This window comes from Gangjinia marincola (genome assembly GCF_039523415.1).
GTDB lineage: Bacteria > Bacteroidota > Bacteroidia > Flavobacteriales > Flavobacteriaceae > Gangjinia > Gangjinia marincola.
In genome coordinates, this window is sequence record NZ_BAAAFG010000013.1 from 175783 (window position 1) to 188943 (window position 13161).

Genomic DNA, 13161 nt, shown 5'->3' on the forward strand with positions numbered 1-13161 from the left:
AACTACTCAAATCAAAGATTGAAGATTGAGACATTTAATGTATCCTCTCCTTATTACAGAAAGATCAATCACCGACATTGAGATCCCAAAGCTCACGTTGTTCGTTCAGGATGAGTAAAACTACGCAAATCAAAGATTAAAAATTCTCCAATCAAAATGATGTAAGATTATTATAGAATATAGAGTCTATCTCAAGATGCCGATTCTCAAATTGTTTGTTTAGGATGAGTAAAACTACGCAAATCAAAGATTTGAGATTAAGTTATGTATTGGACGCGCTACGTATTACAGAATAATCGATTACCTATAGTGAGATCCCGAATCTCACCTTGTTCGTTCGGGATAAGCAATTTTACGAAAAGCGAAGATTTTCTAAATTGCTTACTTTCCAATGCAGAAATTAGCGAAAATGTTACCCAATAAATCATCGGTTGAGATGCTCCCGGTGATTTCTCCTAAATGATAGAGGGCTTGCCGAATATCAATTGCCATTAAATCACCAGATAATCCTGCGTTTAATCCTTCCTGTACCTTTGTGATTTCTTCTAATGCTTTTAATAAAGCATCATAGTGGCGCGCATTTGTCACAATAGTTTGATCGTTTTTCAACGCACCAGTATTGACAAAATCTAAGAGAAATTCCTGTAAGCGCTCTACACCTTCTCCTGTTTTTGCAGAGATCAATGCCAGTCTAATATTTTTTCTTTGAGAATCAGTAATGAGTCGTTCCTGTATTTCTCGTTCAAAAGAGGAGCGATCTTCTGTAGAAACTTGATCAATCTTATTTACTACGATAACCACGGGCTTCTGCGGATACTTATTTTTAATTTCTTCAATTTCAGTTTGAATCCCTAATAAATTCTCTCCCTTTGAGAGAGACGCCCGCAGGGCAGAGTGGGATGCATCTATCAAATAAATCACCACTTGTGCCTGATCGATTTTTTCAAAGGTTTTTTTGATTCCTATATTCTCTACCACATCCTCTGTAGCACGTATACCCGCAGTGTCGATAAATCGAAAACCCATCCCACCAATGGTGATTTCATCTTCAACGGTATCCCGTGTCGTCCCGGCAATTTCTGAAACAATTGCACGCTCCTCATTTAAGAGTGCATTGAGCAAGGTGGATTTTCCTACATTGGGCTCTCCCACGATGGCCACGGGAATTCCATTTTTAATCACATTACCAACGGCAAAGGAGTCAATTAAACGTTTTAATACAAATGTGATCCGCTTGATCAAGTCATTAAACTGTTCGCGGTTGGCAAACTCTACATCTTCCTCAGCAAAATCTAATTCTAATTCAATGAGCGAAGCAAAATTGAGGAGTTCTTCACGCAGTTGATTGATTTCAGAAGAGAAGCCTCCACGCATCTGTGACATCGCAATTTGATGCGCAGCTTCATTATCACTGGCAATTACATCGGCGACAGCTTCGGCCTGGCTTAGGTCCATTTTGCCGTTTAAAAATGCTCTCAAGGTAAACTCACCCGGTTGTGCTATCCTGCAGCCCTTCCGCGTAAGCAATTGAATAATTTCCTGCTGAATGTAGGGACTACCATGACATGAAATCTCTATGGTATTCTCCCCGGTATAACTCCGCGGACCGTGAAAAATAGAAACTAGCGCTTCATCAATAACCCGATGCCCATCTTTGATATGACCTAAATGTAAGGTGTGAGAAGCTTGCTCTTCTAAGGCCTTTTCTCCCTTAGCATGAAAAAGTGGTGAAACAATATCAATCGCCTTGCTCCCCGAAACGCGTATCACAGCAATTGCGCCAGCCCCCGGCGGAGTTGCCAACGCAACAATAGTATCATCATAAATCATAAGTTACAAAAGTACACTTTATACACATACTAAGGGTGTATCGAGTGGAGTGTAACATTTTCAAATTGTGTGCGACTAATAAATATAACCAAGACTTTTTTAGAAACCATGAATACTGCTCTTAGAGAAGATAGATCGCTTATTGTTGTTACTCATTTATCCCAATTGCTCACGTTTATTACGGGTTTTGGAGGTTTAGTGGTGCCGATTATTCTATGGGCTACGCAAAAAGACAGAGTGTATCAAATGGATGAAGAGGGTAAGCAAATTATCAACTTTCAAGTGAGTTTGATCATTTATACCATTGTTTCAATTCCGCTGATTTTATTACTCGGGTTAGGGCTCATCCTCTTAGGACTTATCTGCCTTTTTGGAGTCGTGATGCCTATACTCAACGCCATTAAAGCGAGTAATGGCGAAGCAACCAGTTATCCGTTTAGTTTGAAAATCTTATAATTAAGGTCAACTCCACTGTCTTAATACTAAAAAAGCGCTGAGTAAAATCAGCGCTTTTTTAATTCTTAATAACAAATAACCAGTAACAACTAGCTATTCAGCATAACCGGCATCACCAGCATGGTTACTTGCTCACCCTCATCTAAGCCGTCTTGCGGAGTCAAAATTCCCGCACGATTAGGCAGGCTCATTTCAAGTTTAACGTCTGTAGCATTAAGATTGTTCAACATTTCAGTCAAGAAACGTGAATTGAATCCTATTTGCATATCGTCTCCTTGATAATCACAGGTAAGACGTTCTTCGGCTTTGTTAGAATAGTCTACATCCTCAGCAGAGATGTTAAGTTCTGCTCCGGCAATCTTCAGGCGTACTTGATGTGTAGTTTTGTTAGAGAAAATACTTACCCGGCGTACAGAATTTAAAAACTGCGTACGGTCTATGGTCAGCACATTTGGATTTTCTTTCGGGATTACCGCCTCGTAGTTAGGGTATTTTCCGTCAATCAAACGACAAATCAGCACCGTATTTTCGAAGGTAAATTTGGCATTGGATTCGTTATATTCAATGACCACATCACTATCATTACCTGCAAGAATACCTTTAAGTAAGGTAAGTGGTTTTTTCGGCATAATGAATTCAGCGGTTTGTGACGCGCTTACATCTTCACGGCTATACTTTACCAGTTTATGTGCATCGGTCGCCACAAAGGTCAAGCCATCTGTCGCAAATTGAAAAAATACACCACTCATCACAGGTCGCAGATCATCGTTTCCTGTAGCAAAAATTGTTTTGCTGATCGCAGTTGCTAACACATCCCCTGTAAGAGTAGTGCTGCTGGGATCTTCTAACTCAACGGCTTTTGGGAATTCTGTTCCGTCAGCATACGCCAAGGCATACTTACCGTGATTAGAACTCAATTCTAAGGTATGATTATCTTCTTTTACAAAAGTCAAGGGCTGCTCTGGAAAAGTTTTTAGGGTGTCCAGTAAAAGACGCGCAGGTATTGCGATACTTTCTGTAGCATCAGACTCCACATCCAAGGTCGCCGACATGGTGGTCTCTAGATCTGAAGCCGAAACGGTGAGTTTATCCTTATTTAAATCGAATAAAAAATTATCCAGAATAGGGAGCGTATTGTTAGAATTGATTACACCGCCAATGGTCTGAAGGTGTTTGAGAAGGTATCCGCTGGAAACGATAAATTTCATAAGATCGGGTATATGTTTTCCTGTTGATTGTCTGTTTTTCGCCTGATAAAACAGGCTGCACACAAAAATAATCGAATATACCAATAACACCCCAGTCTGCAGATGCTTTTTATTAACAGTTGAATGAAGTTACACCGAAACAGATAAGCTTGAGATAAACAAAACAAGTTTAGTAGTAAAGATCAATAATTCAATAGCTTAAGCGGGAAATGTGTCGTTACGATAAACGCTTAGCCATGAATGTATCCTCTAATAATCCTGAAGGTTTTACTCAAAAATGTTTATAGCGGGCGTTGGTACTTTTTTCTTCTAAGCAGCGTATAAATAATACCGAAAATCAACAACAAGCTCAGCGGTAAAATCAAATTAAAACTCTGCCAGAGCAAACGCTCATCTTCAACTTTATCCTGATCTAAAAACGCAATGCTTACCTCTTTTGATCTAAGATCGATTAAACCTGTATCATCCAGTAAATAGTTTACGGTATTAAGTAAAAACTCTTTGTTGCCAAAGGTTTGGCGGGTAAAACGGTCAAAGCCTAATTCATACACTTTACCGGCAGTCACCTCATTCTTTATCACATCCCCATCTGCAATAACAACCAACTGCGTGGGCTGACTTTGCTCTTTATGTGCCGAAATGTCAAAAGGGGTAATACGGTTTTTATAGGTAGAGTTAAAGGTTCCTTCTAAAAGTACACCCAAGGCATAACGTTCATTGCCATAACTGGACGGATCAGGTTGTTGCTCTACAATACTCAGCGGGATAATCTTGGGAACGCCCTCTTTTTTCACCTTGTCTGAAGTAGACAGCAAAACCGTTTTGTTTAGATCATTTTCTAAGGTGTCAATGGTACCCGCAAAGTCAAAGCGAACCGCTTCCACATTGGTCCCAATGGGATGATTAGGGTTTGGTTGCACTAAAGGTGAATAAAACCAAGGGTAGGGATTAGATTGCGCATTAGCACCTTCGCCTACACTCAAAATGAGCGGAGCAGAAATCAAATCATTCACCAGAGTAGGGTTTAGTCGAACGCCGTAACTAAAAAAGAGGTCTTTTAAGTTGAGTTCTCTGGGAAAAGCCAGTAATTGATTTGTAGCGTTAAAGAGACTATCTTTTTCTGCAGCGACTTGATCGACTAACCAAATGGCCTTGCCACCGTTCATAAGGTATTGATCTAGTACATACTTTTCATTTTCGGTAAAGGCTTGAGTTGGTTTTGCTTCAATAATGAGATCAAACTCTTGAAGTTGCCCTAGAGTGCGTTGTGGATTTAGGGCGACAGAATCTAGGGTAAAGGGTGCAGCATAGTAATATTCTTGTACCGTTTTTAAAAAATCCTGAATGTTTCGTGTAGGTAACTCCCCGTTACCCACCATAAAGGCGATTTTCTTCTTTTTTGGGGTCACTAATTTACTAAATGCGTTGGCAAACGCATACTCCAGGTTTTCTACAGAACTATTGACCACGGCTTCATTGCTGTCACCCAATTTTTTCTTTAATAGCGGAATTTTCACCGTTTTGTTTTGATGAAACGCCGTTGCCCACGGGAACATGATGGTCTGGCTGGTTTTACCGTTTTGCAGTACGTTGATCTGCTCAGGTGTCATGCCAAGTTGGTAGAACTCCTGGGCGATTTGTTGGGCATCGCCACCTTCTGCCGTAGGATCAACAAAGTTGAAGACGATGTTTTTATTTTCTGCTGAAAATTCTTCCAAAAGTTGACGGGTTTCATTCTGTAGCCGTCTAAATTCTGAAGGGAATTCACCCGCTAAAAACACATCCACGATGATGGGTGATTTGGCTTTATTGACGATTTTTATCGCCGCAGGTGACAAGGTGTAACGCTGATCTTGCGTAAAGTCAATCCTGCTGTAAGTCAAAGTTGCCAGTACATTGATTAGGATGATGCCGCCTAATATAATTCCGCCTTTTTTTAATCTCGCCTTATTCATCGTGGTGCAGATTAATATAGGTGAATCCTAAAAAAAGAATGATTAAGCTTAGAAAGTAAATAAGATCTCTGGTGTCTAATACACCCCGACTTATACTTTTATAATGCGCATTCATTCCCAAATAAGAGAGGTCATATCCGCTGTTGAAAATCTCTATATCCACCAAAGGATCAAAGGCATAATACAGCGTAAAGGCTAAAAAAACCGCTAAAATAAAAGCGACAATTTGATGCTGAGATAGGGTAGAGGCAAACACGCCTACTGCGGTAAATACAGCACCTAGAAAAAATAATCCCAGATACGACCCAACCGTCGCGCCTACATCAAAATTTCCCGCAGGGTTTCCTAATTGTGAAATGGTGATCAAGTAAAGTAGTGTGGGGATCAATGCCAAAATCACGATCAGGACATTGCCTAAATATTTAGCGAGAACCAGCTTTTTTTTAGAGATGGGTTTTGTCAATAGTAATTCTAAGGTACCCTGTCGTTTTTCTTCAGCAAAACTTCGCATCGTAACAGCCGGAATCAAAAAAATAAACACCCAAGGAGCTAACCTGAAAAATGACGTTAGCTCTGCAAAACCGTAATCAAACACATTAAATTCTCCCGGGAAAACCCAAAGAAACAAACCGTTTATGATAAGAAATAATCCAATGACCAAATATCCAATGGCACTGGAAAAAAAACTCTGTATCTCTTTTATGATGATCGCTGTCAACTACACTTATATTGATCCCTCACTTCCGTCTCTCCCAAAGTGAGAGAAACTTATTTTTGGGTTTTATTATATTCTATTTTGTCAGTATCAAATAATGAACGTTTGTAACTTTAACACTGCCATCCTGAGCTTGTCGAAGGGCTAACCTCTAACCTTGTCACCCTGAGTACTTCGATAAACTCAGCATAGCACTTGTCGAAGGGCTAACCTCTAACCTTTAATACCTCACATCTTTTTCATTAAGCTTCTTAGCTACTTTCTTAGCTTTATAGTTTCCGCCTAAATGAGGACAAGTCTGCATCTCAAGGATACCCTTATGTTCAACGCGCTTTTTATCATAACCGTATACGCTGGACAACGGCTGACTCAAACTTTTATCTCCTAAATTCACATCCACATCTTCCATAGTCAAATCACAAGGATGTTCGTACCCACAGGCATGCGTAATTTCGATAAACTCTTTTCTAAAATTTTTGAAATAATAATCAACACGTTCGGCTTTATCAGTCACATTAATTCCTGCCTGTAACCAGCGGTTTTGTGTGGCGACCCCGGTAGGGCAGGTATTATCATGGCATTTTTTAGCTTGAATACAACCAATGCTCAACATGGCTTCGCGGGCAACGTTAATTACATCAACCCCCATCGCAAAGGCCATGGCAGCTTTAGCAGGAAAGCCCAGCTTACCGCTCCCTATAAATACGATGCGATCGCACAAATCACGATCCTTAAAAATTTTATACACTTCACTAAATCCGTAGACCCAGGGTAGAGCAACATGATCTGCAAAACTAGGCGGAGCAGCACCGGTGCCACCCTCACCACCATCAATCGTAATAAAGTCTGGACCTACACCGGTTGTTGCCATAATATCAGCCAACTCCTTCCATTGATCCAGCTTGCCGATTGCCGCTTTGATGCCAACGGGTAATCCAGTTTCATCAGCGATTTCTTCGATAAACGCCACCATTTCACTAACGTTAGTGAAAGCCGTATGGTTAGGAGGGGACAATACATCTTTACCTTGGGGTACATTTCTTATTTCGGCGATTTCTTTAGAGATTTTTGATGCCGGTAGGACGCCCCCTTTTCCAGGTTTTGCTCCTTGAGATAGTTTTACTTCGATGGCTCTGATTTGCGGATTTTCAGCGACCAATTTTTTCATCATTTCCATGGAGAAATTGCCTTCTTTATCTCTAACGCCAAAATACCCTGTTCCAAAATGAAAGACTACATCCGCACCTTGTTTGTGGTAAGAGGATAAGCCGCCTTCGCCTGTATTGTGATAAGCAAATGCTTTTTTGCAACCTTTGTTTAGGGATTCGATCGCTTTCGCGGAAAGTGAACCGTAGCTCATCGCAGATACGTTAATGACAGAAGCCGGTCGGTAAGGACGTTTTCTTCTATTCTTGCCCATAACCTTAGCCGAAGGTAAAAAGTAAGGATCTTTTTTCTGCGGATGATCATTTGCCAGTTTAAAAGGCATCATCGCGTTATTGATAAAGATGTACTGGGATTGATAAATATCTCGATCTGTCCCGAAGCCTTCATAATTATTCTCGTTCTTGGCCGAAGCATAAATCCAGCCCCGCTCTATTCGATTAAAAGGTAGCTCTTCTCTGTTATTCGCGACGATGTATTGTCTAAGCTCTGGGCCTATGCTTTCCAGCATGTATCTAAAATGACCCAACACCGGGAAGTTATGTAAAATGGTGTGTTCCTTATTAAAAAAAACATCCTTAATGGCAATGATAACAATGACTGCGATAAGGTATCCCCACCAGGGGATTTGAGATAAAAATTCTAGGATTTGATCCATTTAGTTACTGCGCATTTAGATAATCAATCGCTAACTGTGACATCACTTTTACACCCAACAGCAAACCGCTTTCGTCAATTTTAAAATCCGGGGTGTGGTGTGGGAAAGCATCTTTATTCCCGGGTGTCATCCCACCTAAAAAGAAATAAAATCCGGGAACTTCTTCTTGAAAGAATGAAAAGTCTTCACCACCCGTAGTGGCTTTGACCAATTCCACATTTTCCTTTCCTGCAATTCCTTGTAGCGTGGGTAACATTTTAGCGGTCAAGTCCAAATCGTTGTAGGTGATTGAGGTATTATTCTGCCACTCAATGGTAGCACTACCCCCGTAAGCTTTTGCGATATCCTGAGACATTTCTGTCATACGCCGCATAATCTTCTCACGCATCGCCGGATCTAAGGTTCGTACCGTTCCAATCATTTCAGCACTTTCTGGGATGATGTTAAAACGGACTCCGCTGGTAATTTTACCTACGGTAATCACGGCGGCCTCATCAACCAATTTAGACTCCCTACTAATGATGGTTTGTAGGCCATCAATAATTTTTGCCGAAATAACAATTGGATCAACTCCGCTCCAAGGCGCAGAACCGTGGGTTTGCTTTCCTTTTACATTAATCACAAAACGTTCTACCGCAGCCATGGTGCCGCCGGGCTTATAGCGAATAGTTCCTACAGGAGTACCGCTATTGATATGCAGTCCAAAAATAGCATCTACATCTGGACTTTTTAAAACCCCTTCTTTGATCATGAGTTTAGCACCACCTTCTTCACCGGGTGGCGGACCCTCTTCGGCAGGCTGAAAGATGAACTTTACCGTCCCATTAATTTTATCTTTGTGCTTAGTTAAAATTTCGGCAACTCCCATGAGAATGGCAGTGTGGGTGTCGTGTCCACAGGCATGCATCACACCGGTTTCGGTATTGAGAAAGGCTGTTTTTACTTCAGATTTAAAGGGTAGGTCATTTCGTTCAGTCACCGGCAGGGCATCTATATCTGCTCTAAGTGCCACTGTTTTACCGGGTTGATCTCCTTTTAAGACTGCTACAACACCTGTTTTAGCGATCCCGGTTTCAACTTCAAGGCCTAATTTTTTGAGGTGTTTGGCAATTTTTTCAGCTGTTTTGAATTCCCGATTAGAAAGTTCTGGATATTGGTGCAAATCGCGTCTCCAGTCAATAACTTTCAGTTCTATTTTTTCGGCTTCTTTTTCTAAGGCTGGATCCATTTGAGCATGACCCAGCACAAAGGATAGGCCAAGGATGAAAAGCAATAAAGTTCGTAGTGTCATGGGTGGATTATTTAAAAAAGGAAAGTTACTATTTTTAATTCCGTCAAAAAAATTAGAACCGTATTAAGCGATAGTCTTGATTTTGTAATTGGACCAAAGCGGTCATGGCCGAAAGAGCCAGATCAACTTCAGGCAGCAACATTTCTTTAGTTAATTCGCGATAGCCTGCGGTTTGTCCACATAAAATAACCTGTATGTCATGTGTAGCTAATGCTGTAATAAGTGGTGCATTGGGATTAGCTACGTTAAATTTTCCGCGATAAGCGGTATTGGTTAAAAGATCATTTGCTGCTTCGCCATGAATGACCAGAGCAATATTGATATTTTCTTTGGGTACGCCCGCAAGAATATGCATGTTCAAAAAGCGCGCAGCTGTTTCAATTAGAGGATTGATGCTAGTGTGATCAGTCACGCTGCGACCTACATCAAACACAACGTTGAATTTTTGATTTATCGCTGTTTTAAACTCAGGCTGATCGACTTGAAATGTATTTCCAAAGTCTGAAATAGGTTCTTCTGGTCGCTGCGAAAATCCAATAGAGGTGAGGGTAAGCAATAAGAGGAGACTAAAAAATTTCTTCATGCAACGAAGTTATTAAAAAGCAAAAGATGTACAATAGTAGGCGATTTTATTTACGTTGAAAACTGCTTAAAAAGAATAGAGCTTTGACTTGAAAAAAGAGGGGCTTTTGACTAAATTCACGCAGTTAAAAAAGAAGAGCTTGGAGCAGTATTTAGCACAATTAAATGAGCCGCAACGCGAAGCGGTTTTACACAAAGATGGGCCCATGATGGTGATTGCCGGGGCAGGATCCGGCAAAACGCGGGTGTTGACTTTTAGGATTACCTATTTAATGAGCCTGGGGGTTGATTCATTTAATATTTTAGCGCTCACCTTCACCAACAAAGCGGCACGCGAGATGAAGAAGCGTATTGCAGAGATTGTTGGTAACAGCGAAGCCAAAAACCTGTGGATGGGGACATTTCACTCTGTTTTTGCCCGTATGCTGCGCTATGAAGCCGATAAATTAGGATACCCCAATAATTTCACGATTTATGACACGCAGGATTCCCAACGACTTATTTCTGCGATTATCAAAGAGATGCAGCTGGATAAAGATATTTATAAATATAAGCAGGTGTATTCCAGAATATCCTCGTATAAAAATAGTTTGATTACGGTCAAAGCCTATTTTCAAAACCCCGAATTGATCGAAGCTGACGCCATGGCGAAACGTCCGCGATTAGGAGACATCTACAAAGAATATGTGGATCGGTGTTTTAAAGCCGGGGCGATGGATTTTGATGATTTATTGTTAAAGACCAATGAACTTTTAACGCGTTTTCCAGATGTGTTAGCGAAATATCAGGATAGATTCAGGTATATTTTAGTAGATGAGTACCAAGATACTAATCATAGTCAATACCTCATTGTTCGGGCTTTGAGCGATAGGTTTCAAAATATTTGTGTGGTAGGTGATGATGCACAGAGTATCTATGCCTTTAGGGGTGCAAATATTAATAATATTCTCAATTTTCAGCGTGATTATGACGAGGTAGCTTCGTTTAGACTGGAACAAAATTATAGGTCAACGAAGAACATCGTTCAGGCCGCAAACTCAGTCATAGAAAAAAATAAGACCCGTTTAGATAAAGTCGTTTGGACGGCAAATGACGAAGGTGCTCCCATAATTGTCAATCGACTAGTCACAGATGCCGAAGAGGGCCGTTTTGTCGCCAGCAGCATTTTTGAGACTAAAATGAAAGAGCAACTGCTCAACGGGGCGTTTGCCATTTTGTATCGCACCAATGCACAGAGTAGGGCGATGGAAGATGCGTTGCGGAAAAAAGATATTCCTTATCGTATCTACGGCGGACTTTCATTTTACCAGCGAAAAGAGGTTAAGGATGTACTTTCTTATCTGCGTTTACTCATCAATCCAAAAGATGAGGAAGCCATAAAACGAGTTATTAATTATCCCGCCCGGGGAATAGGGCAGACCACCATGGATAAGCTGACCATTGCTGCCAAGCAATATGACCGATCTATTTTTGAAGTGATTGAACACATCGATCAATTGGAACTGGGAATAAACGCAGGTACACGCACTAAGCTGAAGAATTTTGTCAATATGATCAAAAGCTTTGCGATCATGAGTGAGAAGGAAGATGCCTTCGCTGTCGCGGAAGCAGTCACAAAAAAAACCGGCTTAGTACAAGAATTAAAAAAAGATGGCACACCGGAAGGAATCGCCCGGATAGAAAATATCGAAGAACTCCTGAATGGTATTAGGGATTTCGTTGAAGGTCAGCAGGAGCTAGCTGATGCCACGGGATCACTGGCAGAGTTTTTAGAAGATGTTGCGCTTGCCACAACTTTAGATAATGATACGGGAGATGATGATCGTGTATCGTTGATGACGATTCACCTGGCAAAAGGACTTGAATTCCCGTATGTGTATATCGTAGGGATGGAAGAAGATTTGTTCCCCAGCGCGATGAGTATGAATACGCGATCTGAGTTAGAAGAAGAACGCCGACTATTTTATGTAGCGCTCACTCGTGCAGAAAAGCAAGCTTACCTTACCTATACGCAAAGTCGTTACCGCTGGGGAAAACTCATTGATGCAGAACCCAGCCGATTTATTGAAGAGATTGACGATCAATTTTTAATGCATATGGTGCCGCAAGATGACTATCGCTATAAACCACTTATTGATCGCGATATTTTTGGGGAGGTAGATAAAAGTAAACTGCGCCAGACTAAACCTACAGCCGGAACTCCACCACCATCTCATCGTCCAACAGATGAGCAGCTGCGAAAATTACGCAGTATAAAACCCGTTCAAGATAATGGTCAAGGTTTACCTAAAGTCATGCCTATAAGCTTAGTGCCCGGTCAAGAAGTGGAACACATGCGCTTTGGAAAAGGAAAAGTCATTAAAATCGATGGTGTAGGTCAAGACAAAAAAGCCGAAATCAACTTTGATAATGGGGGCATTAAAAAGCTATTGTTGAGGTTTGCTAAACTAAAAGTATTCGAGTGAATTGAAGGATTTTGAGATACAATCAATACGACCTTTTATTGGGGCTAAAGATTTTAAAATTAGTCGTAAATTCTACTTGGATTGGGGATTTATCGAATTCAAAATATCAAGTAAATTATCGTATTTCAATTTAAACGGATTTGGTTTTTATCTGCAGGATTATTACAGTAAGGAATGGGTTGATAATTCAATGATTTTTCTCGAAGTAGAAAACCTTGAAGAATACCACAAGCATTTAAAGCATTTAAATTTTATTTCCGGTTATACCACCGCACGTTCTTCTGCTATACAACGAAAGGATTGGGGACGTGAATTCTTTGTACATGACCCTTCAGGTATTCTTTGGCACGTAGGTAATTTTCTAACATAGGCGTTTTTCTATTAGCTACTGTCATCATTTCTTAAATGGCAGTAACCCCTGACTATAAATCAGGATTTCCTTAACACTTTGGGTTAATCAATTGTTATTCTTTTGGTTACAATGGAGATTCTTTCTAATTTTAAATAAAAAACAAAATGATAAAAGAAGGTACAAGAGTAAAATGGAATTGGGGAAGCGGAACTGCGGAAGGTGAAGTACAAGAAACCTATACTAAAAAAGTAACAAAAACCATCAAAGGGAATGAAGTTACCCGCGATGGAGAAGAAGGAGACAAGGCACTCTATATAAAGCAAGATGATGGAGACCATGTCTTGAAAAGTGAAAGTGAAGTAGAACGTTTGGATTAGCCCCTTATTGTTTTATAAGAATGTAAGCCCGATAATCGCCAGATTGTTGGGCTTATATTTTTTTACATGTTGCCGCTATACATTTATATTTATTGTAAATTTAAATGT

General features: G+C 40.5%; 11 protein-coding genes. 4 read left to right on the forward strand and 7 right to left on the reverse strand.

Annotated elements, in window-relative coordinates:
* Positions 1-381: 381 nt before the first annotated feature.
* A complete protein-coding gene (gene mnmE / locus ABD000_RS06580) occupies positions 382-1830 on the reverse strand; it encodes a tRNA uridine-5-carboxymethylaminomethyl(34) synthesis GTPase MnmE (RefSeq protein ID WP_343765000.1) in 1449 nt (482 codons plus the stop codon).
* Positions 1831-1938: 108 nt separating this feature from the next.
* On the opposite strand from mnmE, the gene ABD000_RS06585 reads away from it, so the two are divergent.
* Entirely contained in the window at positions 1939-2286 is a 348-nt protein-coding gene (locus tag ABD000_RS06585) for a DUF4870 domain-containing protein (RefSeq protein WP_343765002.1), read from the forward strand.
* Between the two features lie 89 nt (positions 2287-2375).
* On the opposite strand, the gene dnaN is transcribed toward ABD000_RS06585, so the two are convergent.
* The 6 genes from dnaN to ABD000_RS06615 all read right to left on the reverse strand — a co-directional run bounded on the left by dnaN (position 2376) and on the right by ABD000_RS06615 (position 9860).
* Positions 2376-3494 carry a DNA polymerase III subunit beta gene (dnaN, locus tag ABD000_RS06590; protein WP_343765004.1) on the reverse strand — a complete coding sequence of 373 codons (1119 nt, stop codon included), beginning with the start codon at positions 3492-3494 and terminating at the stop codon, positions 2376-2378.
* Between the two features lie 281 nt (positions 3495-3775).
* Positions 3776-5449: a gliding motility-associated ABC transporter substrate-binding protein GldG gene (gldG, locus tag ABD000_RS06595; protein ID WP_343765006.1), complete on the reverse strand. Its 1674-nt coding sequence runs from the start codon at positions 5447-5449 to the stop codon at positions 3776-3778.
* Positions 5442-6167: a gliding motility-associated ABC transporter permease subunit GldF gene (gene gldF, locus ABD000_RS06600; RefSeq protein WP_343765008.1), complete on the reverse strand. Its 726-nt coding sequence runs from the start codon at positions 6165-6167 to the stop codon at positions 5442-5444. Before gldF ends, gldG begins: the two co-directional genes overlap by 8 nt.
* 217 nt (positions 6168-6384) lie before the next feature.
* Entirely contained in the window at positions 6385-7986 is a 1602-nt protein-coding gene (locus ABD000_RS06605; protein ID WP_343765009.1) for an FMN-binding glutamate synthase family protein, read from the reverse strand.
* 4 nt (positions 7987-7990) lie between these two features.
* The gene (locus ABD000_RS06610) at positions 7991-9277 is read right to left on the reverse strand and encodes an amidohydrolase (protein WP_425545353.1); all 1287 of its coding nucleotides are present in this window, start codon (positions 9275-9277) and stop codon (positions 7991-7993) included.
* A gap of 52 nt (positions 9278-9329) precedes the next feature.
* On the reverse strand, positions 9330-9860 hold the full coding sequence (locus tag ABD000_RS06615; protein ID WP_343765011.1) for a DsrE family protein: 531 nt from the start codon (positions 9858-9860) through the stop codon (positions 9330-9332).
* 139 nt (positions 9861-9999) lie between these two features.
* On the opposite strand from ABD000_RS06615, the gene ABD000_RS06620 reads away from it, so the two are divergent.
* From ABD000_RS06620 to ABD000_RS06630, 3 genes are all read left to right on the forward strand, one after another.
* Complete coding sequence (locus ABD000_RS06620) at positions 10000-12324, forward strand: ATP-dependent helicase (RefSeq protein ID WP_343765102.1); 2325 nt, start codon at positions 10000-10002, stop codon at positions 12322-12324.
* Position 12325: 1 nt separating this feature from the next.
* The gene (locus ABD000_RS06625; RefSeq protein ID WP_343765012.1) at positions 12326-12694 is read left to right on the forward strand and encodes a VOC family protein; all 369 of its coding nucleotides are present in this window, start codon (positions 12326-12328) and stop codon (positions 12692-12694) included.
* A 146-nt stretch (positions 12695-12840) separates the two neighbouring features.
* On the forward strand, positions 12841-13053 hold the full coding sequence (locus ABD000_RS06630) for a hypervirulence associated TUDOR domain-containing protein (protein WP_343765014.1): 213 nt from the start codon (positions 12841-12843) through the stop codon (positions 13051-13053).
* Positions 13054-13161 lie beyond the last annotated feature (108 nt).

Excerpts from the sequence above, each read along its gene's own strand:
- ABD000_RS06610 (WP_425545353.1), bottom strand. The coding sequence starts at position 9,277 with ATGACACTACGAACTTTATTGCTTTTCATCCTTGGCCTATCCTTTGTG.
- ABD000_RS06615 (WP_343765011.1), bottom strand. The coding sequence starts at position 9,860 with ATGAAGAAATTTTTTAGTCTCCTCTTATTGCTTACCCTCACCTCTATT.
- mnmE (WP_343765000.1), bottom strand. The coding sequence starts at position 1,830 with ATGATTTATGATGATACTATTGTTGCGTTGGCAACTCCGCCGGGGGCT.
- gldG (WP_343765006.1), bottom strand. The coding sequence starts at position 5,449 with ATGAATAAGGCGAGATTAAAAAAAGGCGGAATTATATTAGGCGGCATC.
- ABD000_RS06585 (WP_343765002.1), top strand. The coding sequence starts at position 1,939 with ATGAATACTGCTCTTAGAGAAGATAGATCGCTTATTGTTGTTACTCAT.
- ABD000_RS06630 (WP_343765014.1), top strand. The coding sequence starts at position 12,841 with ATGATAAAAGAAGGTACAAGAGTAAAATGGAATTGGGGAAGCGGAACT.
- dnaN (WP_343765004.1), bottom strand. The coding sequence starts at position 3,494 with ATGAAATTTATCGTTTCCAGCGGATACCTTCTCAAACACCTTCAGACC.
- ABD000_RS06605 (WP_343765009.1), bottom strand. The coding sequence starts at position 7,986 with ATGGATCAAATCCTAGAATTTTTATCTCAAATCCCCTGGTGGGGATAC.